Source organism: Mesorhizobium sp. W067, from assembly GCF_054719525.1.
Window position 1 is genome coordinate 2,073,466 of record NZ_JBTTII010000001.1, and the last position, 26,350, is coordinate 2,099,815.

The 26,350-nt window shown below is 61.6% G+C and carries 32 protein-coding genes and 1 tRNA gene; 20 read left to right on the forward strand and 13 right to left on the reverse strand.

Features of this window, described 5'->3' with window-relative positions:
- The first annotated feature begins 138 nt into the window (after positions 1-138).
- The 5 genes from ACYG97_RS10315 to ACYG97_RS10335 all read left to right on the forward strand — a co-directional run bounded on the left by ACYG97_RS10315 (position 139) and on the right by ACYG97_RS10335 (position 4,667).
- Positions 139-990: an alpha/beta fold hydrolase gene (locus tag ACYG97_RS10315; protein ID WP_023734426.1), complete on the forward strand. Its 852-nt coding sequence runs from the start codon at positions 139-141 to the stop codon at positions 988-990.
- A 127-nt stretch (positions 991-1,117) separates the two neighbouring features.
- Positions 1,118-1,780, forward strand: a complete 663-nt coding sequence (locus ACYG97_RS10320; protein ID WP_023734427.1) for an outer membrane protein — start codon at positions 1,118-1,120, stop codon at positions 1,778-1,780.
- A 128-nt stretch (positions 1,781-1,908) separates the two neighbouring features.
- Positions 1,909-1,994: transfer RNA gene (locus tag ACYG97_RS10325), tRNA-Leu, on the forward strand.
- A 1,333-nt stretch (positions 1,995-3,327) separates the two neighbouring features.
- The gene (locus tag ACYG97_RS10330) at positions 3,328-3,519 is read left to right on the forward strand and encodes a hypothetical protein (protein WP_023734429.1); all 192 of its coding nucleotides are present in this window, start codon (positions 3,328-3,330) and stop codon (positions 3,517-3,519) included.
- Between the two features lie 899 nt (positions 3,520-4,418).
- On the forward strand, positions 4,419-4,667 hold the full coding sequence (locus tag ACYG97_RS10335) for a hypothetical protein (RefSeq protein WP_023734430.1): 249 nt from the start codon (positions 4,419-4,421) through the stop codon (positions 4,665-4,667).
- On the opposite strand, the gene ACYG97_RS10340 is transcribed toward ACYG97_RS10335, so the two are convergent.
- Positions 4,664-5,527: an ATP-dependent DNA ligase gene (locus ACYG97_RS10340; protein ID WP_023734431.1), complete on the reverse strand. Its 864-nt coding sequence runs from the start codon at positions 5,525-5,527 to the stop codon at positions 4,664-4,666. The two genes, ACYG97_RS10335 and ACYG97_RS10340, sit on opposite strands and share 4 nt — an antisense overlap.
- A gap of 86 nt (positions 5,528-5,613) precedes the next feature.
- On the opposite strand from ACYG97_RS10340, the gene ACYG97_RS10345 reads away from it, so the two are divergent.
- Entirely contained in the window at positions 5,614-5,835 is a 222-nt protein-coding gene (locus tag ACYG97_RS10345; protein WP_023681532.1) for a hypothetical protein, read from the forward strand.
- Between the two features lie 724 nt (positions 5,836-6,559).
- Positions 6,560-6,748, forward strand: a complete 189-nt coding sequence (locus ACYG97_RS10350) for a hypothetical protein (protein WP_023688348.1) — start codon at positions 6,560-6,562, stop codon at positions 6,746-6,748.
- 279 nt (positions 6,749-7,027) lie between these two features.
- On the opposite strand, the gene ACYG97_RS10355 is transcribed toward ACYG97_RS10350, so the two are convergent.
- Positions 7,028-7,999, reverse strand: a complete 972-nt coding sequence (locus ACYG97_RS10355) for an ATP-grasp fold amidoligase family protein (RefSeq protein WP_023734432.1) — start codon at positions 7,997-7,999, stop codon at positions 7,028-7,030.
- A gap of 90 nt (positions 8,000-8,089) precedes the next feature.
- Positions 8,090-8,668: an NUDIX domain-containing protein gene (locus tag ACYG97_RS10360; RefSeq protein ID WP_023695405.1), complete on the reverse strand. Its 579-nt coding sequence runs from the start codon at positions 8,666-8,668 to the stop codon at positions 8,090-8,092.
- Positions 8,669-8,812: 144 nt separating this feature from the next.
- On the opposite strand from ACYG97_RS10360, the gene ACYG97_RS10365 reads away from it, so the two are divergent.
- The 4 genes from ACYG97_RS10365 (at position 8,813) to ACYG97_RS10380 (ending at position 10,956) form a co-directional block, all read left to right on the forward strand.
- Entirely contained in the window at positions 8,813-9,910 is a 1,098-nt protein-coding gene (locus ACYG97_RS10365) for an NADH:flavin oxidoreductase/NADH oxidase (RefSeq protein WP_023734433.1), read from the forward strand.
- 16 nt (positions 9,911-9,926) lie between these two features.
- Complete coding sequence (locus ACYG97_RS10370) at positions 9,927-10,202, forward strand: SH3 domain-containing protein (protein ID WP_023734434.1); 276 nt, start codon at positions 9,927-9,929, stop codon at positions 10,200-10,202.
- Positions 10,203-10,378: 176 nt separating this feature from the next.
- A complete protein-coding gene (locus tag ACYG97_RS10375; protein WP_033003030.1) occupies positions 10,379-10,657 on the forward strand; it encodes a DUF982 domain-containing protein in 279 nt (92 codons plus the stop codon).
- A 59-nt stretch (positions 10,658-10,716) separates the two neighbouring features.
- Positions 10,717-10,956: a DUF2188 domain-containing protein gene (locus tag ACYG97_RS10380; protein WP_023667535.1), complete on the forward strand. Its 240-nt coding sequence runs from the start codon at positions 10,717-10,719 to the stop codon at positions 10,954-10,956.
- Positions 10,957-11,073: 117 nt separating this feature from the next.
- Here ACYG97_RS10380 and ACYG97_RS10385 read toward each other — a convergent pair whose 3' ends face one another.
- Both ACYG97_RS10385 and ACYG97_RS10390 read right to left on the reverse strand, forming a co-directional pair.
- Positions 11,074-11,346 (reverse strand): hypothetical protein, encoded by a 273-nt coding sequence (locus ACYG97_RS10385; protein ID WP_023734436.1) that lies wholly within the window; start codon positions 11,344-11,346, stop codon positions 11,074-11,076.
- Positions 11,347-11,350: 4 nt separating this feature from the next.
- Positions 11,351-12,412: an alpha/beta fold hydrolase gene (locus ACYG97_RS10390; RefSeq protein WP_023734437.1), complete on the reverse strand. Its 1,062-nt coding sequence runs from the start codon at positions 12,410-12,412 to the stop codon at positions 11,351-11,353.
- 173 nt (positions 12,413-12,585) lie between these two features.
- Between ACYG97_RS10390 and ACYG97_RS10395 the strand changes: the two genes are divergently transcribed.
- The 7 genes from ACYG97_RS10395 (at position 12,586) to ACYG97_RS10425 (ending at position 16,950) form a co-directional block, all read left to right on the forward strand.
- Entirely contained in the window at positions 12,586-13,326 is a 741-nt protein-coding gene (locus ACYG97_RS10395; protein ID WP_023734438.1) for a competence/damage-inducible protein A, read from the forward strand.
- 98 nt (positions 13,327-13,424) lie between these two features.
- Complete coding sequence (locus ACYG97_RS10400) at positions 13,425-14,258, forward strand: universal stress protein (protein ID WP_023681540.1); 834 nt, start codon at positions 13,425-13,427, stop codon at positions 14,256-14,258.
- A gap of 86 nt (positions 14,259-14,344) precedes the next feature.
- A complete protein-coding gene (gpt, locus tag ACYG97_RS10405; protein ID WP_023667540.1) occupies positions 14,345-14,845 on the forward strand; it encodes a xanthine phosphoribosyltransferase in 501 nt (166 codons plus the stop codon).
- Positions 14,846-15,051: 206 nt separating this feature from the next.
- Positions 15,052-15,549 carry an NUDIX hydrolase gene (locus tag ACYG97_RS10410; RefSeq protein ID WP_023667541.1) on the forward strand — a complete coding sequence of 166 codons (498 nt, stop codon included), beginning with the start codon at positions 15,052-15,054 and terminating at the stop codon, positions 15,547-15,549.
- A 185-nt stretch (positions 15,550-15,734) separates the two neighbouring features.
- Complete coding sequence (locus tag ACYG97_RS10415) at positions 15,735-16,055, forward strand: ArsR/SmtB family transcription factor (protein ID WP_023681541.1); 321 nt, start codon at positions 15,735-15,737, stop codon at positions 16,053-16,055.
- Positions 16,052-16,516 (forward strand): SRPBCC family protein, encoded by a 465-nt coding sequence (locus ACYG97_RS10420; RefSeq protein ID WP_023688339.1) that lies wholly within the window; start codon positions 16,052-16,054, stop codon positions 16,514-16,516. Before ACYG97_RS10415 ends, ACYG97_RS10420 begins: the two co-directional genes overlap by 4 nt.
- A gap of 20 nt (positions 16,517-16,536) precedes the next feature.
- Positions 16,537-16,950 carry a GFA family protein gene (locus tag ACYG97_RS10425; protein ID WP_023725741.1) on the forward strand — a complete coding sequence of 138 codons (414 nt, stop codon included), beginning with the start codon at positions 16,537-16,539 and terminating at the stop codon, positions 16,948-16,950.
- A 43-nt stretch (positions 16,951-16,993) separates the two neighbouring features.
- Here the strand turns inward: ACYG97_RS10425 and ACYG97_RS10430 are convergent, their stop codons facing one another.
- The 6 genes from ACYG97_RS10430 to ACYG97_RS10455 all read right to left on the reverse strand — a co-directional run bounded on the left by ACYG97_RS10430 (position 16,994) and on the right by ACYG97_RS10455 (position 24,060).
- Positions 16,994-18,811 carry an ABC transporter ATP-binding protein gene (locus ACYG97_RS10430; RefSeq protein ID WP_023725740.1) on the reverse strand — a complete coding sequence of 606 codons (1,818 nt, stop codon included), beginning with the start codon at positions 18,809-18,811 and terminating at the stop codon, positions 16,994-16,996.
- A gap of 390 nt (positions 18,812-19,201) precedes the next feature.
- Positions 19,202-19,612 carry a GNAT family N-acetyltransferase gene (locus ACYG97_RS10435; RefSeq protein ID WP_023734439.1) on the reverse strand — a complete coding sequence of 137 codons (411 nt, stop codon included), beginning with the start codon at positions 19,610-19,612 and terminating at the stop codon, positions 19,202-19,204.
- A 70-nt stretch (positions 19,613-19,682) separates the two neighbouring features.
- Positions 19,683-20,633: a diacylglycerol kinase catalytic domain-containing protein gene (locus tag ACYG97_RS10440; protein WP_198029731.1), complete on the reverse strand. Its 951-nt coding sequence runs from the start codon at positions 20,631-20,633 to the stop codon at positions 19,683-19,685.
- A gap of 13 nt (positions 20,634-20,646) precedes the next feature.
- On the reverse strand, positions 20,647-21,531 hold the full coding sequence (locus ACYG97_RS10445) for an SPFH domain-containing protein (protein WP_023734441.1): 885 nt from the start codon (positions 21,529-21,531) through the stop codon (positions 20,647-20,649).
- A 34-nt stretch (positions 21,532-21,565) separates the two neighbouring features.
- Positions 21,566-23,281 (reverse strand): NAD+ synthase, encoded by a 1,716-nt coding sequence (locus ACYG97_RS10450; RefSeq protein WP_023701172.1) that lies wholly within the window; start codon positions 23,279-23,281, stop codon positions 21,566-21,568.
- Positions 23,282-23,343: 62 nt separating this feature from the next.
- Positions 23,344-24,060 carry a DNA-3-methyladenine glycosylase I gene (locus ACYG97_RS10455; protein ID WP_023734442.1) on the reverse strand — a complete coding sequence of 239 codons (717 nt, stop codon included), beginning with the start codon at positions 24,058-24,060 and terminating at the stop codon, positions 23,344-23,346.
- Positions 24,061-24,151: 91 nt separating this feature from the next.
- Here ACYG97_RS10455 and ACYG97_RS10460 point away from each other — a divergent pair, with 91 nt between their 5' ends.
- Positions 24,152-24,715 carry a DUF1003 domain-containing protein gene (locus ACYG97_RS10460; RefSeq protein ID WP_023691179.1) on the forward strand — a complete coding sequence of 188 codons (564 nt, stop codon included), beginning with the start codon at positions 24,152-24,154 and terminating at the stop codon, positions 24,713-24,715.
- Positions 24,712-25,320: a DedA family protein gene (locus ACYG97_RS10465; protein WP_023734443.1), complete on the forward strand. Its 609-nt coding sequence runs from the start codon at positions 24,712-24,714 to the stop codon at positions 25,318-25,320. The genes ACYG97_RS10460 and ACYG97_RS10465 overlap by 4 nt, the downstream gene beginning before the upstream one ends.
- A gap of 3 nt (positions 25,321-25,323) precedes the next feature.
- Here the strand turns inward: ACYG97_RS10465 and ACYG97_RS10470 are convergent, their stop codons facing one another.
- Together ACYG97_RS10470 and ACYG97_RS10475 are read right to left on the reverse strand one after the other, a co-directional pair.
- Entirely contained in the window at positions 25,324-25,911 is a 588-nt protein-coding gene (locus tag ACYG97_RS10470) for a hemerythrin domain-containing protein (protein ID WP_023667553.1), read from the reverse strand.
- A gap of 43 nt (positions 25,912-25,954) precedes the next feature.
- On the reverse strand, positions 25,955-26,314 hold the full coding sequence (locus ACYG97_RS10475) for a diacylglycerol kinase (protein WP_023667554.1): 360 nt from the start codon (positions 26,312-26,314) through the stop codon (positions 25,955-25,957).
- Between the last annotated feature and the right edge of the window lie 36 nt (positions 26,315-26,350).

Here is a 26,350-nt window from a genome sequence, read left to right on the forward strand (position 1 = left end):
CATCAACGGTGCAGTCATTCAGTTTGGCTTGTGCCGGCACTTATGCTACTATTCTGGCGATGGTGCTGATTTGCGCCGACGACCCGCCGCGAGGCGGGTTTTTGTTGTGATGAGCCCGAAACCTCCTGAGGTGAAGTCATGATCCGGTTCCTGAAAGCATTCGCCTTCGTCACCCTGTTCCTGATCTCGTCCGGCTTTGCATCCGCCGAGGAGCGTTGGCAGACCTTGCCGGAGCCGGCGGCGATGCCCAAACCGGATCAGAGCGGATATGCGCCGGTCAACGGCATTCAGATGTACTATGCCGTTTTCGGCGCCGGTGATCCGATTCTCCTGATTCATGGCGGCCTTGGCCATGGCGACATCTGGGCAAGCCAGGTGGCGACCATGTCCAAGACGCACAAGGTTATCATCGCCGACAGCCGCGGCCATGGCCGCTCTGCCCGCACCGAGCAGCCTTACGGCTATGACCTCATGGCGTCGGACTATCTTGCGCTGCTCGATTATCTCAAGATCGACAAGACCGCTCTTGTCGGCTGGAGCGACGGCGGCATTATCGGCATCGACATCGCGCTGCATCATCCGGAGCGGCTGACACGGCTCTTTGCGCAGGCCGCCAACGTCACCACCGATGGCGTCGATCCGGGTGTGCTGACCAACAAGACCTTTGCCGCCTATATCGACCGCTCGGGCCGCGACTACAAGAAACTGTCGAAGACTCCCGACCAGTACGGTGCCTTCGTGGCGCAGATCAGCCACATGTGGGAGTCGGAGCCGGCCTGGACCAAGGAACAGCTCGGCAAGATAACCACGCCGACCGCGATCGTTGCCGGCGACCATGACGAGGCGATCAAGCGCGAACACACCGAATACATGGCCTCCGTCATTCCGGGCGCCAAGCTCATCATCCTGCCCAACGCCAGTCATTTCGCCATGCTGCAGGCGCCGGACGAATATAGCCAGGCGGCGCTGGACTTCATCGACGCCAAATAGCGCCCCCAGCTGAGCACCCAGCGCAGCAACGGGTACATTCCGATTGTTGAACAATGGGTTCCGTTTTGCGGCGAATAGGATTACCTTCCGGCAAGGCGCCTTCTGAACCGCCTTTTCGGAGAACTCGATGCGCTGTGTGACCATTGCCAGTGCCGGATTTCTGATTGCTCTGGCCGGGCCGGCATTCGCCGCCGACCCGATGGCGGTGCCGATAACCGAACCAGGCTTCGACTGGACCGGCTACTATGCCGGCCTGCAGGCCGGCTACGGCTGGGGCCAGTCCGACATATCAGTGACGGAAGGCGCGCCGTTTTCCATCGCGCCCGACATTGACGGCGGTTTCGTCGGCGGCCATGTCGCCGGCCTGTGGCAGTTCGACCAGGCAGTGCTCGGCGCCGAGGCGGAGCTCAATTATTCCGCCGTCGACGGTACGGCCGTATCAGGCCTTGGAAGCACATTCCGCACGGACATCAAGTGGTTCGGATCTGTCGACGCCAAAGCGGGCTTCGCCATGGACCGCGTGCTGGTCTACGGCGTCGGCGGCGTCGCCTTTGCCGGCATCGAAACTTCGCAAGTCGCGGGCGCGTCGTTCGCCGGCACACGCACGAATGTCGGCTGGACCTTGGGCGCCGGCGTCGACTATGCGCTGACCGACAAATTCATCGTCGGCGCGCAATATCGCTATTATGATTTCGGCTCCGAGCACTATGACGTAGCGGAACCCTTCAACGATCGCGATCAGGATGTGAAGCTGAACGCGGTCGGTATCAATCTCAGCTACAAATTCTGAGCGTTCTCGGCGACTGAGATTTTCGCGACAACCAATTGTTTTGAAATCACGAACCACCTTTCATGAGTTCGACACTCGGCAAAAGATGGCTTGACGGGTTTTCGCTGGCGTCTGAAAAGGGCTGGCCTGCGGACGTGGCGGAATTGGTAGACGCAAGGGACTTAAAATCCCTCGATCTCTGATCGTACGGGTTCGATTCCCGTCGTCCGCACCAAATTGAAATGCTTAGGATTCGTTCTGTAAGAACTCACTGGCTACCATAGAAAAGGCTGACGCGGGTAGCCGTAGAGCCGGGATACAAAGCCGGGAACTGCCATGCTGGAGTTTTGGTGTTCGGTATTGGCTGCCGTAAGAACAGTGACGGGGCTGACGGCGCAACTGCGCTTGAGCCAAATCCCGAACCTGTAGCCCTTTCGGTCGTAAGCACGGCAGTTGGGGATCTAATGCAGCCGAAAAACGACGGTATCCGTGTCGCCGGACTTGCATCGAATGCCGACCAAAACGCCGGTTTCATAGTCATCGACGTGCCACGGTCGGAACGTCGACCACACCGCAGCGATCAAAAGCTATATTACAAGCGTGCTGGTAGCTCTTCATACGCTATGGAGCATGTCGACATCGAGGATGCCTTCCGAAGGATCTCCGTACCGGAACTTACAATGAAGGCCGACATGAGAAATACGCGTCGTCCGGCCTTGACGGTCATTAGATCAGGATGTGGCTGCAGAACGTCTCAAAGACCTTTGCGAGCCGGCCACCTATTGGCCAGGGCAATCCTCTTCGAGTGTAAGCCGCAACTCACAGACCTTATCATGCCGATGCCACTGGGGCTTGGCTTTGATAAAAGCGCATTGGCAGAGGAGAGGGACAAAACTGAAGAGGTTTAACACTCTTGCTGGAATACCTGCTGCAACACTCCTGTCGGTAGCGACCGACCGCGCGGGCCAGGTCAAGCACTCCCTTGGGAGCCGGCTGGGGCCGCAGCGCCTCAACCCGGTGGGCATGCTCCGTCGCGATTTTAAGAAGAGTTGCAGCCGTTTCCTGTGGCGTCCGACCTTGCGCTTCTGACGCAGTCACCAAGGCCGCAAACGCGGCTTCTAATGCGACTTCACAGTTCACCTCACGGTCTGGGCTATCCTCTGGCAATCGGGGGTTCGACCGATTGGGACATGGTGACTTCTTTCAAAGGGGAAAAACCGCCGCCCCAGCCTTTTGCCACTCAAACATTTCAGCAAAGGATCACTCCAGCTATCAGCAGCGTGATTAGAACTGACAACGGCACGGCCAGAAGACCGACCAACTCAACATTTCTTGTGTTTTGTCGCTTGTCCATCTTCGTCGCCCGCATGTCGTTGGCTTTGGCATCTTGCCGTCAACGTGCAGCTGTTGGAACCAACCACAAGTGCCGCTGATCGGAGATTCAGTCGGTGCTGCATATTAGCAACACATTGTGGAACGATCGGGCGGCATCAGCCAATTGCTTTTGAATGCCCTTGCACTTGCTTCGTACGATTCCGTACAGTTTCCCCCATTGGGGGAGGCGGCCGATGGACCATGACGAGGAAGGCTACAGCATTAACGCCTTCGATTTCGATGTGGTGTGCGAGACCTTCAGGAGATCCGTTCGGGAGCTGGGCCTGGCTGAAGAGCATTGGGTAGACCACGCGAAGGCGCTCCTACGGGAATTCACCGACAGCGCACCTGACGACGACATGATTAGCCGGATCGTCGGGCGCTAGTGGCCTATACAGCTGTAGTTTGTTAGAATCGTACCCCGGTCCTGCCACGGAAACCTTTTCCAAGGTTTGCCGCGTCATAGAGGCATCACAGAAGCTCTTGGAACAGATTGCCCAGCGCGGAGGCCCATTAACGAAAAAGCTCGCCACCTTGAGGCAACGGGCCATCGCCAATGCCGTCAGAGAGCCCTGCCTGGACGTGTGGCGTCCTGTCCGGCCCTCGCCATTGATTTCGTCGGCAAGCTTGTCTTTGGCCTCGTGATAGGTCTTGAAGTTGGCATCGGGATGGCAATCGCCGGCTGCCAAGGATGCCGGCCGCTGGCCGACCCATCAGTTAGGCGTCCGTAGCCAGAGCGTTATAAAGCAGCAAACACGCCAGGATAGGAACGGCGCTGCCTAGCAGCTGGTCTGCCGTGAGGCCGGAAAAATAGACAAGATGAAACGTCACCATCGCTCTACCAATCACGGTTCGGAACACTGCCGAATTAACCGTTAGCCGACGCTAATGTTCCGCTCTGGACTCACTACCGCTTTGGAAGAATCCTGCCGCAGCGATCAGCGCCCCGCCCGACCTTGATCTCAACGTCGGTGCCACAAGGCTTTCCTTCGTTCGCATGGTTCGCAGAGATTAGCACGATCGCATACTCTCATCTCATCCGGCGTCGTCTCCCTCACAAAGCAGCGCCGGTAAGGCTCGGCGACCTTCTTGTTTGTCCCGTGTGCCAAATGAGGTCGCCGGGCCTGCCGTTGCTCATCTTTGCTGGTGGCTGCTCCTGATGGCTGCGCTTGGCGCCGTCGCCCTACTGCTACCTGCGGGGTAAGGCCGGCGAGCCCTCTTGTCAGGCAGTCCGGCATGTAGGATTATAGTCCTCGTTGCGGCGACCCCTCAATGGAGAGCGCCAATGGCCAGAACCAAACCTTCGGAACAACTTTCCCGGGCTGAAATCGAGCGCTTCCTGGCGGCAGCCGAAGCACTGCACAGGAGCATCGTCGGGCCGCTCCTGGCGTACTGCGGTGAGCACTACCAAGCTCTACGTGATGTCCATGGACCCCTGTTGAAGTCGATCGACACCATCACCGGCCAGAAGGCGAAGTTCATCCAGTGGAACGGGACAGGACCGGCACAGCCCCGGGACAAGCCTCCGGGCTAAGTCTCCTCCCGGAAATCCAGCAGCTTGGCATGGCGAAGCTTCTCCTCGCCCTTCAGGAACCGCACGCGGTCGACCAGGCCCGGCTTTAGCCATTCGGCTTTGTCACTTTTGAGCCCTTTCGGCGCCGGCCCGCCAATCTTGCCTTGCACGCGGTCCCATAGGCGCTGGCGCTTGTCCGCCTTGAAGGTGACGAAGGCGCCGCCGGCATAGTGGCCTTTGTCGGCCATCAGCACCATGGCAGGCTTGCCGGGCTCGCGCTGCACGCCGATGATGTCCATCTCCTTTTCGGCATAGCACTTGATCTTGCGCCAGTTCGTCGTCGGACCCGACCGATACTTGCTGCCCTTCCGCTTTGAAACGATACCTTCAAGCCCAGCCTGGTCGACCAGGTAAAAGACGGCGTCGCCAGTGCCCGGCATCGCTTCGCTGAACTGAATTCGGCCGCCGTCCGGGATCAACGCCCGGAGTATCTCGCGACGGTCTTCCACCGGCGTGTTCCGCAAGTCATGCCCGTTCAGGTGCAAGAGGTCGAATGCTAGCAGATACAGATCGCGCGACGGCTTGCGGCTGGTCGCGGCTAATTGATGCGCATGGAAGTCGGATAGGCCAGCCTCATTGATCGTAATGGTCTCGCCGTCGATGATGAAGTCTTTCGCCTCGATCGCTTCCGCCTCACCGGCAAGTTGGATGTAGCGGCCCGTCCAATCATAACCGTTCTTGGTGATCAGCCGAATCCCGTCATCATCCTTGATGACCTGGGTGCGGTAGCCATCGAATTTGATCTCATGAATCCAATCATCGCCCATCGGCGGCGTGTCGACCAGTTCGGGTTCCATGGGCTTGATGAATTTCAGACGCATGCACTGACTCTCAGAACTGCGACTTCAATTAGCAATTGCTAAATTAGTTCCGGAACATTTTAGACGAATTGGATGTTTGAAGGGCTATGAAGATCGAAGCCGACCAATGCCGGGCAGCGCTGACGCTCATCCGGCGCACAATGGAAGAGCACTGTCCTCCTGGCGTGCTGCCGAGCGAAGAGATGGTCAATGGGCTCTATGGTCCGGAACTGATCCATGAGGCGGAAGCCATTGCCGCCGGCATCGTCGCAACCATTGACCAGCTGCAATTGCCCGTGATGAAACCGCCGTCCCCTAGTATCAAATAGAGACCGACACAGGGAAGGTCGCTTGGCCGCGCGATCGTGGGCTCGCAACGACCTGCGAGGCGATGCCGGCCTCACCAAGGGTTACAGCCCCTCGACCAGCAGCGAAGGCGGCTCGCGGCAGTGCAACGCCCGAAGTGTTTCGAGACGACGATGTCCACCGAGCGTAGCCAGCGCGCGTTGTGCTGCACAAGGACCGAGGCAGCGGCACGGCCGCCCGGGCTACTCCAAAGGCGGCTCTTCGCTCTGTGGAGCCAAAACGGTGATATCCATCCTGGCGATTGTCGATGCGGCGCGCCCCTGGGCGCCAGAATCCGTGTCGCCACTTTCTGCCGCCATTGCCTTGGCGCGATGTCCTACGCTGTCTGCGCTTTTGCCTGGCGCAAATCCTTCGCCCGGTTCTGTCTTTGCGGGTTTCGGTCGAGTTTCAGCTGCCTGCCGATGTTGGTTTCCAATCGCCGAGACCATTGATACCTCCCCTTGATGAGGCCGCGACTGTACCTGTCAAGGCTGTAGCGAGGCTGATCACTTAAGTGGTCGGGTTGCGCCCGCTCGTAGTGGCCCTCCGATCACTGGGCTCTCGATGCCTTGGCGCTCGCGGACGTCTGGTCGGGTGGGAAGTTCAAACTCAGCCGCCCTTTGCGGCACCGGTTTCGCCCGACAACTAGGAACGATTTCGGCCGCCATGTGTTACGCAATCATGAATCTCGCGGATCCCGGATCAACAATGGCAACCGATCTTTTCACGATGCAACTCGCTGATGCTCAGCAGCGCATCAAACAGACCGAGTTCGCGCTGGTACTCAGCGAGAAAATGGTGGCTGAGAACCTCGCTTTATCCAGCAGGATACGATCGGCGAGGCGGCGTGTCCTGAAGGCCGGAAGGCCTCTGGCGACAGTCGACTCAACAAGCTGAAAGAGTTCTTCAAATGATCTCGACCCAGTCGGGACGTGGGAGAGCTTGCCGGTAACCTTAGCGGTAATCGGCCGAGTCGCAGCAGGAAGCGCGCCGAAAACTTGCTCGACGAAGACTGCGGCGTCGCTATGAACGCTACGGCTCAGTTGAGGCAGCACTTCGAAATCACGGCTATTGACCTGCTGAGCTATCAGTTTCCCTCGATCTCTAATCGTATGGGTTCTCCGCACCACCCTTCGCTCTTCGAGCTTCGGGTAGCACGCCACCAAGGCAGCCATCTCAAACGTCGAGATAGCCGGCGGCGACGAGCATTGCCTTGTACCGTTGGGCAAATCGGCTGGGCAAACGGCTGAGGTAACCTGACGCGCCAATATCCCAATGCGCGCCCAGTTCGCGGTCGAAGGCAGCCGGGTCGAATTGCAGCAAGCCGCTGCGTGGGTAGACCGTGAATTCTCCGAAGATCGGCTCCCCCTCCTCCTCGTAGAAATCGACACGCACCATGTCGAACTCGCTGCCGAGCGCCTCGGCTGCCTCGATCATCCGCGCCAGGCTCTTGGGAGGGGGAATTTCCAGGCTCGAGTCGATCGCGCCCTGGACGATGTTCAGCGGGCGCCAATCGCGATCCAGGTGGGCGGTATTCTTGACCGTGGAACGGAAGGCGACGACGACAATGTAGGCAACGCGGCCAGCCAGCACACAGAATTTGTAGTCGACCGCGTCATAATCCTGGTCCTTGCCGACAAGCGCTTCGACGAAAACCCGCCGCTCTATGTGCGCATAGCTGCGCTCCAGCTTGCGGGCGCCATAGGTTTGGCCAAGGTATTCCGTCATCTCGGCAATGATCGTCTCCCGGTCGGCGTTGGCCGGATCGCGAACGATAACATTCATGGCGCAACCGTGGTTGCATTTGACGGCGTAGGGGATTTTCAGGTCATCGAAGGGGATCTGGCGCGGATCGTCGCCCTGCCACAGCACCTCCGGGATGGCGAGCCCGGGAAGCCGCTCCCTGACGATTTCCTTGGACTTGAGCTTGTCGAGAAGGCCGATAAAGCGAGGATCGTCATCGAAAATCTTGCGCCAGTGGATCTTTTCCGTGAACGTCACCGGGGCTGCAAAATTCGGCAGATGCCGCATCCGCTCAAGGAAACGCTGGGCCAACCGGCGGTAGCGGACAAGCAGCGCGGCGTTCAGCAACAGGAGAGATGCCCGCGCGCTGTTTCGCTTCAGCCATGCCTTTGCGCCACGCGCCATTCCGGTGTCCTTGCAACTTGCGCAACTTCATCCGCGAAGTGGACGTGCCACCCTGCCCGCAGCAGTGAGGCACGTCGAGCTTCGCCGGAGCTAGCCCTTCATCGGGTACAGTTTCAAATGCTGGATCAGGATGATCGTCTTGGCGTCGATGATGCGGCCGTCTGAAATGCCGGCCAGCGCTTCATCAAGCGGCATTTCCAGAACCTCGATGTCCTCGCCCTCGTCGGCGGCGCCGCCGCCGGCCGAGATGCGGTCGGCGGGTGAATAGCGCGCCACGAAGAACCACAGCCGTTCGGTGACGCTGCCCGGGCTCATATAGGGGGAAAACAGCCGCTCGATGTTCTGTAGGCGATAGCCGAGCTCTTCCTCGGCCTCCTTGAGGATGGCGGTTTCGGGATCGTTTTCGTCGAGCAGGCCGGCGCAGGCCTCGATCAGCGGTTCGCGGTGGCCGGTGACGTAGGCGGGGTAGCGGAACTGCCGCACCAGAAGCACCGTCTGACGCTCGGGATCGAAAGGCAGGATCACCGCGCCGTCGCCACGATCGTAGGTCTGGCGAATCTGCGTCTCCCACTGCCCGTCGCGCCGGCGGTAATCGAGCACGGTCTTCTTCAGGACCGCCCAGTCGTCGGACAGGACTTCCTCCGAGCGGATGCGGATACGATCTTCCATGATGAGCTCCAAGCTGTCGGCGCCATGGCGTAACCGCGAACGGTTTTGCGCGCAACCGAAACGGCGAAGCTTTCACCGCCTCGTGTCTGGTGCCGGCAACTGCCATCGCCTAAATAGCTGCAGTCCCTCTCCGGAGTTTTTTTGATGACCGCAGCGCTTTTCCAGCCGATCGCCCTCGATGGCCTGACCTTTCCGAATCGTATCGCGGTGGCGCCGATGTGCCAGTATTCCGCCGAAGACGGCTCGGCCAGCGACTGGCATCTCTATCACTGGATGAACCTGGCGATGTCGGGCGCCGGCATGGTCACCGTCGAGATGACCGACGTCGAACGGCGCGGCCGCATCACCCATGGCTGCCTCGGCCTCTATTCCGACGACAACGAGGCGGCCGCCCGGCGCACGCTGGATGCAGCAAGGCGCGTCGCCGCGCCGGAAACGAAATTCGGCATTCAGCTTGCCCATGCCGGCCGCAAGGCCTCCAACCGAAAGCCCTGGGAAGGCGGCGGCCCATTGCAGCCGGGCGAGGATCCCTGGCAGACCGTCTCGGCCTCGGCCATCGCCTATGACACCGGCTGGAATGTGCCGCATGCGCTGGAGGAGGATGAAATCCTGCAGCTTATCGAGCGCTTCACTCAAGCCGCGAGGCGGGCCGAGCGCGCCGGCTTCGACTTCCTCGAGTTGCACGCCGCGCACGGCTATCTGATCTTTCAGTTCCTGTCGCCGCTTTCCAACCAGCGCACCGACCGCTGGGGCGGCTCGCTGGAAAACCGCATGCGTTTCCTCATCGAGATCGCCAAATCGGTGAGGAAGGCGGTTCCAAACCTGATGCTTGGCGCCCGCCTGTCGGTAAAGGACTGGGTCGATGGCGGTTTCGAGGTCGCGGACGCGATCGAGGTGGCCAAAGCCTTGAAGGCGCTTGATGTTGCCTATCTCTGCTGTTCGAGCGGCGGCAATTCTCCGTTGCAGAAACTGCCGACCGGCCCCGGCTATCAGGTGCATCTGGCCGAAGCGGTGCGCAAGGGCGCCGGCATCCCGACACGGGCTGTCGGCCTGATCGACGATCCCGCGCAGGCAGAGGCGATCGTCGCCGACGGCCGCGCCGACATGGTCGCGCTGGCCCGCGCCTTCCTCGCCGATCCGCGCTGGGGCTGGCGCGCCGCCGCCACCTTCAGCGAAAAAATCCATCCCGCGCCACAGCTTGCCCGCTCGGTGACGACGATGCAGCATTGGATGAGGGGCTGAACAGGCTGCGCCGACGGTGGTCGCGCTGTCGTTCGCCGCGTCGTCTCCGGTCGGCGCGCAATATTGCGAAGGCACGGTGCACGGCCTGTCCAGGCACTACGATCTCGATACCGGCAGCGGGTTTCTCGCTGTGCGCGCACGGCCGAACTTGTCGTCGCGCATGATCGGGCAATTGTTCAATGGCGACCACACCGAGATTTTCGACCGCCGCGGCAACTGGTACCAGGTCGAAATCGGCGGACGGACCGGCTGGGCCAACGCCCGCTGGCTGCGCAACGACTGCGGTTACTGAGACCAACGATTGCGGTTGCTGAGACGCCAATGCATGTCGCCCAAAAGTGGGACCCGGTTTTGGGACAACGACATGCATTAAACAGAAATCAAAAGCGCGTCGCAAACGCGACGCGACTTTTGGGCGCAGGCTGACGGCCATTTTTGCAACCATATTGGCTGCTTTGCGTTGCGGTCATCATGGATAACAAACCTTTTGAAACCCCGGTCGTGGTCGAACTCGGCCATGTCGGCAAATATCGCCAGATCCGCAGCACCCAGGAAGCGGCGGAGTGTCTGATGACGGTGTGGCCGCTCAACCGCGGCCCGCGCCATCGTGATGCTCTCGACACTTGCCTCAAAGTGCTGGAAGGTTATCGTTCGACGGCCGATGCACGCAGGGCTTTGATCGAAGCGGCCAAGGAATCGGAAGTGCTGGTTCCCGAAGACCGGCTGCCAGACGTCAAATTGCATTGAAGCCCAAATTGCATTGAAAAACGGGCCGCATTGAGCGGACGGACGAACCGGAGGATTTCATGGCGAAGCTGACTTACAAGATCGTCGAGCATGACGGGGGCTGGGCCTACAAGGTCGGTTCGACATTCTCGGAGACATTCCCGACCCACCAGGATGCGCTGCGCGCCGCCGAGATCGCCTCGGCCGAACAGCAGATCGCCGGCGCCACGGACGGCATCCAGTATGAGGATGCCGAAGGCAAGTGGCACGACGAACTGGCCGACGGCCGCGACCGGCCGCAGACCGAAGTTTCCGACTGATCCTTGCCCCTCAGCTTTCGCTGCCGGCCGTGGATGCTCGCCTAAGCAATTCCCTTGGGAATTGCGTCAAAACAAACAGGCGGGACATCCTGCCGGTCAGTCGAAGCCGCGGCTTGGTCACTTGCCGCAATATTGATCGTTCACGTTGGGCCTCACATTTCCGTAGGGTCCTGACGGGTCGGAGGCGCACGGCCCCGTAGCGCCGCCATAGCCTTTGCTGCCGTCGGCATTGATGCTGCCGGTGGTGCTCTGGTCGACGGTCGATGACTGCTCGTTCCCGAACGGCCACCAGCTGTGATCGTTGGAATACCTGCCGTCCGATGACTGCGCCATCGCCGATGTGGCAAGACCGATCGTCAGGACGGATGCTGCAAAAACTTTCCTGTACATTGAATTACTCCGTATCTGCCGCCTTGGGTGCGACACGGGGTAAACCGGATATCAGCCGAATGGTTCGGTGAAATTGTTGTGAGGCTGTGGTGAGGTCTTGGCCGGCGAATGCCCGCTCGGCAATGCGCTTGATGAAGGCGATGACGCGGTCCGGCGCGACGAATTGCGGCATGTGGCCGAGGCCTTCGACCGTCTCGAAATCGAGCCCTTCGATCCTGTCCTTCATCGGCTCCCCATGTATGCGCATGGCGATGACGCGATCGGCTGTCCCGAAGAAAATCCCGGCCGGCATGGCGATCTCTCCATAGCGCTCTTCGATGCGGCCAAGATCCTGTTCGACCGCCACGAAATCGGTGGAGGTCGCATGGAAATGGACAGGCCGCAGCCCGAGCCATCCGCCGCCATTGACCATATAGTCGGCGGGAACGGCCTGCGGCGAGAAGATGAACTCCAGTGTCTGCCGCGCATATCTGAGGCTTGTTGGTATCGCGACGGTGTAGGCCATGATCCAGCGCCAAAGCCGCGAACGGATATAGAGCAGGCCCGCTTTCTCGCGGACGCCGGCTTCCAGATGCGTCAGCGGCGCCAGCAAGGCGATGCCGGAAATCGCGCCGGGATGCTCCAAGGCCAGGGTCAGCGCGACGGCGCCGCCCAGGGAATGCCCGACCACAAGCGGCCTTTCCAGCGCGAGCGTTTCGATGAAGCGCCTTATGATCTCGGCCTGCTCAGGCAAGCGGCCGGTGGCTCCTTTGGCCCGCACCGAATAGCCCGATCCCGGCCGGTCGAGCGCGATTAGCCGGCAACCGGGGCCGAAGCGGTTGAACAGCGTGTGCTGGAACTGATGAAGCTGGGCGCCAAGTCCGTGCACGAACAGGATCGGCCGTCCCTCGCCCGTTTCGACATAATGGATGCGGCTGCCGCCGATCTCGACGAAGTTTCCGCTGGCCGGCACCAGCCTTTCGGCCTTGGCGGCAATCCAGAGCGTTGCCGCGACCAGGCAGGCTACGATGACGAGAGCCAGCACGGACAGGCCGGCAACAACCCACAGCAGAATCGATACCAGCATGTTTCACCCGGGAGCGGACCGGCGCGCACCATCACCCACTGACGAACGCTCGGCAAGGCAGATGGCGGCTTGTGTCGGCATTGCCGCCAGTTCGATGTCGCGCTATCTCAGGCGACCTTCTTTCTGCCTCAGGCGACCTTGTCTGCCAACGGGCCTGTTTGCCGGAGCCTTCCATGCCTGAAATCGTCACTGCCGCCATGCTTGTCATCGGCGACGAGATTCTGTCCGGCCGCACCAAGGATAAAAATATCGGCCACCTCGCCGACATCATGACGGCCATCGGCATCGACCTGAAGGAAGTGCGGATCGTTCCCGACGAGGAGGACGAGATTGTCGCTGCGGTGAATGCCGTGCGCGCCCGCTACACCTATGTCTTCACCACCGGCGGCATTGGCCCAACGCATGACGACATCACCGCCGATTCGATTTCCAAGGCTTTTGGGGTGCCGTGCGAATACGACGCCAAGGCCTATGCCATGCTGGGCGAGAGCTATGCCGCGCGCGGCATCGAATATACCGAGGCCCGCAAGCGCATGTCGCGCATGCCGCGCGGCGCCGACCATATCGACAATCCGGTCTCCGTCGCGCCCGGCTTTCGCATCGGCAACGTCCATGTCATGGCCGGCGTGCCGGCGATTTTCCAGGCCATGCTCGACAATGTCGTGCCGACGCTGAAGGCCGGCACCAAGATGCTGTCGGCCACCGTCCATTGCCCGTTCGGCGAAGGCCTGATCGGCGGTCCCCTGGGCGACATCCAGAAGGCGCATCCCGACACCGTCATCGGCTCCTATCCGAAATATGGCGACGGCAAGTTCTGGACGGAGCTGGTGGTCCGCGCCCGCGGCCAGGAGGCGCTGGATTCGGCACGCAAGGACGTCGAGGCGATGGTGGCCGGCTTCACCGCCGCCAAGTGACCCTGGGTTCGCGGACCATCGCCGGGCCGGAACCAAGCACCGCACTCCCACGTTTTCCCTCGGGCGCAGCACGCGCTGGCAGATTTGAGGGATTTCGCATGCGCTTCAAGACCATCGTCGCCATATTGCAGAACGAACAGGACGCCGAACGCGTGCTCGACTGCGCCATCCCGCTTGCCGACCGGTTCGAGAGCCATCTCATCGGCATCCATGCCGAAGCGCTGCCCGTTCCCTACACCTCGGCAACCGGCTTCCCCGACACCGAGTTCCTGCAGGTCTCCGCCGACATGAACCGCGAGCGCGCCGAGAAATTGCAGGCGCTTTTCGTTGGGCGGATCGAGAATTCCGGCCTTTCCTTCGAATGGCGCAGCCTCGAGAGCTTTTCCGGCGACAGCGCGCTGACGGGTATTTCCAGCGTGCGCGCCGCCGATCTGATTATTGCCGCGCAGCGCGAGACCGGGGGCGACACGAGCGCCGATGTCGACACGCTGGTTTACGATGCCGGCCGGCCAGTGCTGGTGGTGCCGCATGAGGGGCCGTTGGTCACCACATTCAAACATGTGCTGCTGGCCTGGAACGGCAGCAAGGAGGCGGCGCGTGCCGCCTTCGACGCGCTGCCCTTCATCATCGAGGCCGAAAAGACCGACATTCTGGTCATCGATCCGCCGGATACGCTGGATGACAACCCGGAAGCCGCCGGCGCCGAGATCGCCGCGGCACTCTCCAGGCATGGCGCAACGGTCAGCGTGTCGGTGCAGAAATCGGGTAATGCTTCGGTCGATGACGTCATCCAGACCCGGATCGCCGAGACCGGAGCCGACCTTCTGGTGCTCGGCGCCTACAGCCATTCCTGGCTGCGTCAGCTTTTGTTCGGCGGCGTCACGCGCACCGTGTTGCGCAGCGTGCCGGTTGCGGCCTTTTTGTCGCGGTAACTCCACAGCTGGCCCCGCCCTTGCCAATGCCCTGACTTTCCAGTTAATTCCGCGCGCATTCCACAATGTTGCGCGCGGAGTGCAGAATGTCCCTTCCCGAAAAAGCCTTTCCGGTCTCCTGGGACCAGTTCCACCGCGATGCCCGGGCGCTCGCCTGGCGGCTTGCCGGCGCCAACAAGGGTCAGTGGAAGGCCATCGTCTGCATCACCCGTGGGGGCCTGGTTCCCGCTGCCATCATCTCACGCGAACTCGGCATACGCGTCATCGAGACGGTCTGCGTCGCCTCCTATCACGACTACACCAGCCAGGGGCAATTGCAGGTGCTGAAGGAGATCACGCCGGCGCTGCTCGCCGATGATGGCGCGGGCGTGTTGATCATCGACGACCTCACAGACACCGGCAAGACGGCAGGCATCGTGCGCGCCATGATGCCCAAGGCGCATTTCGCCACCGTCTACGCCAAGCCGAAAGGCCGGCCGCTGGTCGACACCTTCATCACCGAAGTCAGCCAGGACACCTGGATCTACTTTCCCTGGGACATGGGTTTCACCTACCAGAAGCCGATCGCCGACGATCACGCCGGCTGATTCGCGCCAGCCCCATTTCTGCCCAGACGGCCAAACCCGCCCCGTCTGCTATGAAAACAGACACTGGAAGGCACATTATTCTGTCGAATCGACGCCTGTTGGCGGATTGGACGGTTGGTGTGATGTTTTTTACTTTTAAGACTTACACTTGTCGGTAAGATTCATACGGCGGCTAACGATTCTGGGGGCTGGGGTAGCTTTCACTGATGCTGACGACACCGGCGACACACGACCATCTGGCTGAAAGGGTCCGCAAGCTCTTCGGCACTTCGCCTTGTCGCCTGCAGGTTGCCGCTTTGCCATGGCGCAATAACGAAGACGGCGTCGAGATCATGCTGATCACCAGCCGAGACACCGGGCGTTGGGTGCTGCCGAAGGGCTGGCCCGAGGCCAGGGAGCCGCTCTGCGAGGCAGCGGCGCGCGAGGCGGGCGAGGAAGCCGGATTGCGTGGCAAGATTTCGCTTTTCGAGGCCGGTCGTTACTTCTACGCCAAGGCCCTCGCGTCCGGCGAGGAAGTCCCTTGCGAAGTGCTGGTGTTTCCGCTGCAGGTCGAGCACGTTGCCGACCGCTGGAAGGAAAAGCGCGCGCGCACCCGCAAATGGGTCAATGGGGCCGAGGCCGTACGCATGGTCAACGAGCCGGACCTCTGCCAGATCATCGCCCATTTCTGCGCCGATCCCGACAAGTTCGTCGTTAGAGCCTAGCTCACAGCCACCGCTGCATAGTCCTGCGCGCCCGCACCGGTTCTTGCCCCGATTCCGGGCTCGGTGCTTCGCTCCGCGCGCCAGCAATCCGACACTATAAATCCCTCCCCTTCAGGCCAAGCTTAGCCACAGCTTGACATGCAGGCATTTACCTGCATATTGTGTCTTCAAGATGAGTGAGACCGATGGACGCCGACAAGGTTTTCAAAGCGCTGGGCGACCCGACCCGCAGAATGCTGCTCGATCTTCTGTGTGAGAAGAACGGCCAGACGCTCGGCGAGCTTTGCGAAAATCTCGACATGGCGAGGCAATCCGCCACGCAGCACATCGATCTGCTGGAAGCGGCCAATCTGATCAGCACGGTCAAGCGTGGCCGCGAGAAGCTGCATTTCATCAACCCCGTGCCGCTGCACGAAGTCTACGAGCGGTGGGTGCGAAAATTCGAACGGCAGCGGCTGAGCCTGCTGCACGACCTGAAACAAGAACTCGAAGGAGACGACCAATGACCCGGGAAACCACCAGTTTTGTCTACGTGACCTACATCAGATCGACGCCACAAAAGGTGTTCGAAGCCATCACCAGGCCCGATATCGCCAAGCGCTACTGGGGCCACGAAAACGTCTCCGACTGGAAGCCCGGCTCGAAATGGGAACACATCCGCGCCAATGACGAACGGACCGTCGAACTCGTTGGCAAGGTCGTCGAAATCTCGCCGCCAACCCGGCTGGTCATGAGCTGGGCCAACGCCTCGCAGGCCGACGATCCGACCAAGCACAGCCAGGTGACGTTCGCCATCGAGGAATACGACACCATGGTCAAGCTGACCGTCAGCCATGACGAGCTCGAAGCCGGCAGCGGCATGGCCAAGGGCATCAGCCAGGGTTGGCCGGCCGTGCTGTCCAGCATGAAATCCTTCCTCGAAACCGGCACGGGCATCGACCTGTTCGCCAAGCCGAAATCGGCCTGAAGCAACCGCGGAGAACGATGATGACCAAGCACTTTACCGGCGGCTGCGCCTGCGGCGCGATCCGCTATGAGGCCAGCGGCGAGCCGATCTTTCAGAACCACTGCCAATGCCTCGATTGCCAAAAGCGCAGCGGTACTGGCCATTGTTCCTATGTGACCTTCGGCCGGCGCGCTGACGTAAAGATCACCGGCGAGCCGAGCACGTGGCGGATGATCGCCGACAGCGGCAATGAAAAAGCCCAGGCCTTTTGCCCGACCTGCGGCACGCCGGTCTACGTAACGTTCGTCGCCATGCCGGAGGTGACGGCTATCCAGGCCACGAGCCTCGATGATCCCGGCCAGTTCGACCCGCAGGCGGTCACCTACACCGTGCGCGGCCACGCCTGGGACACGATCGACCCAGCGCTTCAGCCATTCGAGCGAATGCCTGGATGAACCAGGCAGAGCCCTATCCCTCGGATAGGGCTCTGCGTTCAGCTCAGATCACCAGGCCCTTGGTCAGTTCCAGCGCCTGCCGCTCGAACAGGCGGCGGTAGATGCCGCCCTTCAGCCGGATCAGCTCGTCATGCGAGCCTTCCTCGACGATCTTGCCACGGTCGAACACGAGCAGCCTGTCCAGCGCTCGCACCGTCGACAGACGGTGCGCGATGACCAGCGTCGTGCGGCCAACCATCAGCCGCTCCATCGCCTGCTGGATCAGTACTTCCGATTCCGAATCGAGGCTCGATGTCGCCTCGTCCAGGATCAGGATGCGCGCATCCGCCAGGAAGGCGCGTGCGATCGCCACCCGCTGGCGCTCGCCGCCCGACAGTTTCACGCCGCGTTCACCGACCAGCGTGCCGTAGCCCTTCGGCAGGCTGGTGATGAAGTCGTGCGCGCTGGCGAGCTTGGCGGCATGCTCGATCTCGGCCTGCGTGGCGTCCGGACGGGCATAGGCGATGTTTTCCGCCAGCGAGCGGTGGAACAGGATGGGCTCCTGCTGGACGATGGCAATCTGCGCGCGCAGCGACGCCTGTGCAACCTGGGAGATGTCTTGGCCATCGACCAGGATCCTGCCGCCGCTGACATTATAGAGACGCTGGATCAGCTTCACGAAGGTCGTCTTGCCCGAGCCGGAATGGCCGACCAGTCCGACCCGCTCGCCCGCCGCTATCTCCACCGAAAAATCGCGGTAGAGCGGCAGGCGATGGCTGCCATAGTGGAAGCCATAGTGGAAGGTGACGTTATCGAAGGCGATGTGGCCATGCGTGATCCGGATCGGCTTGGCGCCGGGCCGGTCCTCGATGCCGAGCGGTTGCGACTGGAAATCGACCAGTTCCTCCATGTCGTTGACCGAACGCTGCAAATTGCGGATATGCGTGCCGATGTCCCTGAGGTAGCCCTGCAGCACGAAGAACGAGGTCAGCACGAAGGCGACATCGCCCGCACTTGCCTGGCCCCAGGCCCACAGCATCAGCGACAGGCCGATTACTGCCGTCCGCAGCACCAGCAACATGGCGCCTTGCGTCGTGCCGTTGATGGTGCCGCGCACCCAGGTGCGGCTGGTCCGCGCGCGCCATTTGGCGACGACCTTGGCAAGACGCGTCTCCTCGCGCGTCTCGGCACCGAAACCCTTGACCACGGCATTGCAGCTCACCGCATCGGCAAGCGAGCCGCCAAGCCGCGTATCCCAGCTGTTGGCGAGCCGTGCCGCGGGCGCGACATAGCCGAGCGACAGCAGCGCCGTCACCGTGATGAACAGCAGCGAGCCGACTGCCACGACCAGCCCCATCAGTGGCCAGAACCAGCCGAGCAGCAACGTCGAGCCGACCAGCATGGCGACCGACGGCAACAACGCAATCAGGATGGTGTCATTGAGCAGGTCGAGAGCCCACATGCCGCGCGTGACCTTGCGCACCGTCGATCCGGCAAAGCTATTGGCGTGCCAGTCGGTTGAGAAGCGTTGCACGCGATGGAACGCGTCGGCGGCGATGTCGGCCATCATCTTCAGCGTCAGCTCGACAATGCCCATGAAAGCCAGGTTGCGCAGCACCACGCCGGTCATCGCCAAAGCGATGAGCGCGAAGAACGCCGCCATTGCCGCATTCCACGCGACATCGTCAGCCAACGCACTGCTGGCGACGGCGTCGACCAGCCGGCCGGAATAGAGCGGCGTCAACACGTCCGCTATGGTCGACAGCAGGAAGCTGCCCATGATCAGCGAAAGCCGCCACGGCTGGCGCCGCCAGTGGCTGAGCGTGAAGCCAAGAACGCTGCGAAAGGCGCTTGCACGCAGATCGATTCGAAAACGAGCCATGATGTCATCCGGGCGCAAATCTGCCCGGTCCCGGTAAGGTCTGAAAATTGAAAACCGCGCTGGGCAATTCGCCCGGGGCTGCGGAGGTTCGGCATGGGTGGCGGCGCGCCCCGGGTTGTCGGGTGGCGACCGGCATCGGCAGAAGCCTGTACTCGACCCGGCATCGGTGCGAAGGGCAAACCTTCGCCGGACGCCAGGTGAGACCTAGGCTTCGCGGCCTCGCATTACCATGTGAAATACTGCCATTCAGACCTCCCGCAAGACACTTGCGGAGCGGTCCTTATAGAGACGCCATGAAGGATCGCCAAGGCCGGGCACGTGGCAAAGCGTAACTGGTCCAACCAGTGAGGTTATTTTGCAACAACAGCCGGTCAACCCCCTCGCTATGCCTCATTCCGGGTTGCGATCGAGGCGCATGTAGCGGCCGTCGGTCGATGCCTTGAAGCCCAGCTTCTCATAAAGGCCATGCGCGTCACTGGTCGACAGGCTCCAGTGCGAGACCGTGCTGAGTTCAGGGTGGTCGATGAGCGCCCGCACCAGTTGCGTGCCAATGCCTTGGCCGCGATGCTGCGGCCAGATGATGATGTCGGCGAGATAGGCAAACACCGTACGGTCGGTGATGGCCCGGCCAAAACCGACTTGGTTCCCATCGATATAGGCCGCGGTGCAGAACGAGTTGGCAAAGGCGCGGCGATGAAAGTCATCGCTGCGGCCGGCGCCCCAATAACTCGCCATCAACAGATCGGAGGTCGCCCGGAAATCGATCCATGACATGTCGAAGCTGATTTCACAGTCGGGCATGGTGCCTCGCAAAGAATGGAGGGCGGCCGAATTCAGTCCGGCCGGTGATTTGGCTGCCCACGTGGCGCGCTTATGGCACCACGAGATAGGCCTTCTGGTCAGCGATCGCGATGGTCACGTGGGTGCCGGAATTGAACTCGACGAAATCGAGCTCCATGCCGTCGCTGAAGATGACGCCGCCCCTGCTCTGCCGCGAAGAAACCACCAGCGGCCGGTCGCGGGTGATGACCCCATGCACAAGCGACACGCCGGTCGTGTTGCTCGGAAACGGTTCGCGCACCGAAAAGAACAGCTGTTCGCCTTCGCGGTCATAGCCTTGCGGCGGCACGGTCGGCACGGAGTTGTCACCATAGGCCGCAGCCAGTCCCGCGGCGCCCGCCATCACCGAGCGTAGCCAGCCGGTAGAGCCGGCGCCCGTGGAGATGATAATGCCGCTCGACGACTGGCGCTCGGTCCTGCCGCCATAGGTCAATTCGTAGCGCGCCGAGACATGCGTCGAGGCGCCAACGAACAGATCGTTGAAGGCGATCAGCCGGCGTCCGTCATTGGAGCGCGCTTCGGCCATCACCACCGCCTGGCGCTTCGCCTTGCCGGCGATCGTCAGGCCGAGGACCTTTTCGGTATCGTCGGCATTCCACGGCAGCAGCACGCCGTCGAAAAGCGCCGGGTTCGGGTTGATGCCGATCAGCGGCTGGTACGGGAGGTACTTCGCGGTGTTGGACACCAGCCCGTCCTGACCGAGCGCGATCACCGCGTCGGAGCCGAATTCGAACTGCGGGACCAGTTCGCGGTCGAGCCGCAACTGTTTGAGGCCTTGGGGAAGCGAACCCATCACCCGGTCGAGCGCCTGGTGATAGACGTCATGCGCCGCCTTGACCAGGTCGAAATTCATGCCGGCCTGCCGGAGATAAAAGCGCGCCTGTCCCTGCGTGTTAAAGCGCGTCGTCAGCTCCTCCAGCTCGGTCTTGCGGGTGACGACGATCACCCGGTCGATCGGCCTGCCGCTCTGGTCGCTTGCCACCCGAGCTTGCCTTTCAGGACCCGGCTTTCGGCGTGGAAAGCTGGCTGAGCGCGCTGGTGAGCATATCAGGCGTGATCGACAGATTGCCGACCGAACCGCCCTTTTCCGCCCAGGACTTGAAAGCCATCGCCGTCAGCACGTGCGCCGGCGCCGACGAATAGACGGTGAGTTCGAGCTGTTGGGCCTTGGCTTGCGCCTCGGCAAGCGTCAGCTTGTTGCGCGCCTCGGTATCGACCAGCAGCTTGTTGCGTTCGGCAAGCTCGATTTCGGTCGCCAGCTCGCTCTGCTTGATCTCGCGCTCCTTCTCCACGCCCCAGGCACGGCGCCCATAGATCGCGGCATCCGCCTGGCGCTGCAGCGCCTCGCGATATTCGGTCTGGAGCGCCTTGCGGATCTCCGGCGTCGGCTGGACCGAGGTGATGTGAACCTCCTCGATCGACAGGCCGGCGGTCGCGGCAATCGGATCGTTGCGCAGCAGTTCGGCCAGATTGCCGCCGAGCTTGGTCACCTCGGCCAGCGCCTGTTCCAGCGTCATGCTCGAAACCACCGCGCGGGCGCGGCTCTGTATCGCCAGCACCAGGCGTTCGGCGATCTTCTCACGGCCGTCGCCGACGACGTCGGCACGGCTGAGCTTGGCGCTGAAGTCGAAGCCTTCGGCCGCCTTGAGCGGATCGACAATGCGGTAGCTGACGGAACCCTGGATCGCCAGATCCTGGAAATTCGCCGTCGTCTCGGTGAAGATGAAAGGGTTGTCGAGCGACGTCACCGGCACCATGGCGATGGTGGTGCCGAACGTCCCGTACCAGAAGGAGATGCCGCGCCCCTGCTCACGGACCTTGCCGTTCTTGAAGCGCAGGATGTGATACTCAGGCGTTCCCTTGAAATAGCTGATAAACATGCGGCCCCCCAAGGTTCATCAATTTGATCGATGTTTAGCCGCGATCCCTGAAACGGTTGGTGATGGGATAGCGGCGGTCGCGGCCAAAATTCTTCCGGGTGATCTTCACGCCCGGCGCCGCTTGCCGGCGTTTGTATTCGGCAATGTAGAGCAAATGTTCGACGCGCGTCACCGTCGCCCGGTCATGGCCGCGCGCGACGATGTCGTCGACGCCCATCTCGTTCTCGACCAGGCATTCCAGAATGTCGTCCAGCACCGGATACGGCGGCAGCGAATCCTGGTCGGTCTGGTTCTCGCGCAATTCCGCCGACGGCGCCTTGTCGATGATATTCCTGGGGATCACCTCGCCTGAGGGACCGAGCGCGCCCGGCGGCACATGGCTGTTGCGCCAGCGTGACAGCGCATAGACCTGCATCTTGTAGAGGTCTTTTATCGGGTTGAAGCCGCCATTCATGTCGCCATAAAGCGTGGCGTAGCCCACCGACATCTCGCTCTTGTTGCCCGTGGTGACGACCATCGAGCCGAACTTGTTGGAGATCGCCATCAGGATCGTGCCGCGCGCGCGGCTCTGCAAATTTTCCTCGGTAATGCCTTCCTTGGTGCCCTCGAAAAGCTGCGTCAGCGTATGCAGAAAACCCTCGACCGGTTCGAAGATCGGCACGATGTCATAGCGGCAGCCAAGCGCACGGGCGCAATCCTCGGCATCCTTCAGCGAATCCTCCGAGGTATAGCGGTAGGGCATCATCACCGCCCGCAGCCGCTCCTCGCCGAGCGCATCGACGGCCAATGCGGCGCAGATCGCCGAATCGATGCCGCCGGAGAGACCCAGCACGACGTTCTTGAAGCCGTTCTTGTTGACGTAGTCGCGCAGGCCGAGCATGCAGGCGCGGTAGTCCGCCTCCTCGCGCTCGGGGATTTTCGACATCGGCCCTTCCGAGCAGACCCAGCCGTCAGAGTTTTCTGCATCTTGCGCGCCTGCGGCGACGCGGTTGCGCTTCCAGGTGGTGACATCGACAGTTTCCTCGAACTGGCTCATCTGGAAGGCGAGCGTCTTGTCGGCGCCGATGGCAAAAGAGGCGCCGTCGAAGATCAGCTCATCCTGGCCGCCAATCTGATTGGCATAGATCATCGGCAAACCGGTCTCGATGACCTGGCGGATAACGACCTGATGGCGCACGTCCATCTTGGCGCGGTAGTAGGGCGAGCCGTTCGGCACTAGCAGGATTTCCGCGCCGCTCTCGGCCAGGGTTTCACAGATGCCAACGTCGCCCCAGATGTCCTCGCAGATCGGAATTCCGATGCGCACACCACGGAAGTTGACGGGTCCCTGAGCCTCGGGCCCGGCCTGGAAGACGCGCTTCTCGTCGAACTCGCCATAGTTTGGCAAATCGAGCTTGTAGCGCTCGGCGAGGATCTTGCCGCCATCGGCGACGATGATCGAATTGTGGGTGCCGCTCTTGCGCTTCAGCGGCGTGCCGATGATGACGCCCGGCCCGCCATCGGAGGTATCCGCGGCGAAATCCTGAGCGGCCTTCTCGCAAACCTTGAGGAAGGCCGGCTTCAGCACCAGATCCTCCGGCGGATAACCGGCAAGGAAAAGCTCGGTGTAGAGCACGATGTCGGCGCCCTGGCGGGCGGCATCCGCCCTCGCCTCGCGCGCCTTGGCAAGATTGCCGGCGACATCGCCGACCGTCGGGTTGAGCTGGGCAACGGCGATGCGCAGAATATCGGGTGCGGTCTTCTGGGTCATCTGTGCGGTTTAGCGCGGCAAATTTGCCCGAGCAATGGCGTTCGTTTGGACCAATTCGGTGATCAGTCGTCGCCCATATATTCGCGCAGCGATTGCGGCGAATGGTTCTCTCCCATCGACATCGCCAGAATGCGCGAAATGTGCCGGCGCGGCAGGCCGGTTTCCTGCGCCCATTTGTTGATCTGCGCCTGAATCCTGTCGAGATCCCTCTTCGACGTCGGACTTTCCGCGATGTCGAGGCCGGCGTCACGCAAAGCCGCGACCATATCGGCCGAGATGACGAAGGCGTCCCATTGCAGCCAGCGCAGGAAATACTGGCCGGTGTTGCCGCCAAGCCGGCTGCCATGCTTGCCGAGATACGCCATCAGCCCGACCTGGTCGTCGTCAGGCCACTCCGCGAGGAATTTGCCGAAACCGCCATGTTCCTTCGACACACGCTCAACGAAGGCGGCGTTGTCGCGGACGGATTTGATCTTCTGCGGGTTGCGCACAATGCGTTGATCAGCCGTCAGGTCGTGCCAGAAGTCATCAGGTTGAAACAACAGCCGTTTCGGGTCGAAATGGAGAAAGGCTTCCTCGAAGCCCGGCCATTTCTGTTCGATGACGCGCCAGACGAAGCCGGCGGCAAACACCCGCTCGGCCATCGTCGACAGGATGCGATCGTCCGTAATGTCGGCAACGGCAGCATTGTCAGGCGCCGGCCCGAGCAGCGAGGTCAGCACCGCGTCGCCGCCTTTGCGTTTTGCAGCACGGGCGCGAATCTTCGCGAAATCGGGCATCCTGCATCCTCGCGCCGCGCTTTTGACGAAACGCCATCTTCCTATATGCAAACGAGGCTGCCAAGCCGACGCTTTTCCTATGGAGACATCCATGCACAAAACCGTGCCAGAACTGGCCAACCGCTGGCTGAAGCGAACGCCGGAGGGCCTCAGCGAGCTCGAGCGGCGGGTGTTGCAGAGCACTGTCGACCGCAAGCCCATCTCGCAGGATATCAACGACAGCCTCACCGGCCTTCAGGGCGCCGGCGACCGGATCGCCGATGCCATTGCCCGCATCGGCGGCTCGTGGACGTTCATCCTGTCCTTCATTGCTTTCCTGGTGCTGTGGATCGGCGCCAATTGGTGGCTGCTCGGGCGAGACTCGTTCGACCCCTACCCCTTCATCTTCCTCAACCTGGTGCTGTCGATGATCGCCGCCCTGCAGGCGCCGGTGATCATGATGTCGCAGAACCGACAGGCCGCGCGCGACCGCATCGACGCCGCGCATGACTATGAGGTCAACCTCAAGGCCGAGATCGAGATCATGGCTCTGCATGAAAAGCTGGACGAACTGCGCCACAGCCAGATCATCGGCGTGCGCGAGGACATCGCGCGCCTGGCCGAACAGGTGAACCGCATAGACGAAAAACTGTCGGGCCGGCAAACCTCTCAATGACCGGGATCGTCCATCACCTCATCGAGCAATATGGGTTGATCGCGGTTTTCCTGGGCTGTGTCGCCGAAGGCGAAAGTGCGGCCATCCTCGGCGGCTTCTTCGCCCATCAGCATGTCTTCATCCTCTGGAAGGCTTTCCTCGCGGCCGCCATTGGCGCCTTCGTCGGCGACACGTTTTTCTTCGTCCTCGGCCGCAGCTTTGCCGACCATCCCAGGGTGCTGAAACTGAAGGCGAGGCCCGGCTTCAACCACGCCTACCGTCTCGTCTCGTCCCATCCCAACATATTCGTCCTGTCCAACCGCTACATCTATGGCCTGCGCCTGGTCGGCGGCATCGCGGCCGGTTTCGCCAGCATTTCGGTAGCGCGCTTCGTTATCCTCAACGCGGTGTCGTCGCTGGTCTGGGCGGCTTTGTTCTGCGGCATCGGCTACGTCTTCGGCCTCGGCGCCGAGCAGATGATAGGCAAGGCACTGCTCCATCACGAACGGCTGCTGATCGCGCTTGCCATAGGTCTGGGTGTCGCCATCCTTGCCTGGCTCATCGCCCGCACCGTCGCCGGCAAGGAGCGCGCCAAGGACGCCCGCGACAGCGAAACCATATCGTAAGGTTCAGTCGTCGTCCTCGACCAGAGCCCGGTCGCCGCGATCGAGGATCAGCGGGATGATGAGATCTTCCTCGTCGGCCAGATGCCGCTTCAGCATGGCGATCAGCCGGCTGTTCTCGTCCGCATAGGCGTCGGCGGCGAAGCGTTGCCTGTCCTCGCTCTCCTCGAGCGTGCGGATGAAGGCGTTCGCCGTCTCGGCGTTGCGCTCCAACCCCTCATGAATGGTGTGATGGTCGGCATCGAGGATTTCGAAGCCGCGCTTCAGGCGCGGCTCCGCCTTGGCGAAAGCCGGGAAATATTGGTAGTCCTCGACATTGTGGTGGCCGTCGAGATTGCCGAGAAAGTGGTTCAGCCGCGGCGCGAACCAGCGCGCGAAATCCGGCGCCGTCAGCCTGCCTTCGCGATAGTCGCCAATGCCGTTGGTGAGCATGCCGCCCAGCTCTCGGAACATGTCGTGCCGCTGCAGCCACATGTTTGCCATGCCGTGGATGTTGGCGTGGCCCTGCCATGTCTCGCGCGGATATTTTTCCGCCAGCCAGCGCAGGTCTTCCGGCAGGCCGGCTCTTTCAAGCAGCAGAAAATTGGCTTCCACGACGTCAGTCTCCTTTGGTGACTAACATATGGGAGCGTTCAGATCAGATCGGTAGTCCCGTGATGCGCTCGATGAGGGCGATTCCCCAGACGCCGGCGACGATAACAACCGAAATCAGCACCGCCAGCGAGCCGCAGTCCTTGGCGAGCTGGATGTCGACGTTGAACTCGCGACTGAAGGCATCGCAGGCTGCCTCGATGCCGGTGTTCAGCACTTCGACCATGATGAGCAGCAGCACCGCGCCGATCAACAGCGCGTAGCCGCGCCACGAGACCGAGACGAACCAGCCGAGCGGCAGCGCCAGCACCAGCAGCATCAGTTCCTGCTGAAATGCCCTTTCGCTGGCGGCGAGCTTGCGAAAGGCTCGCACAGAATTGAAGTAAGCACCGATCAGCCGCTGCATGCCGCATCCCCTTCGAATCACCGGCAGGGGATATCG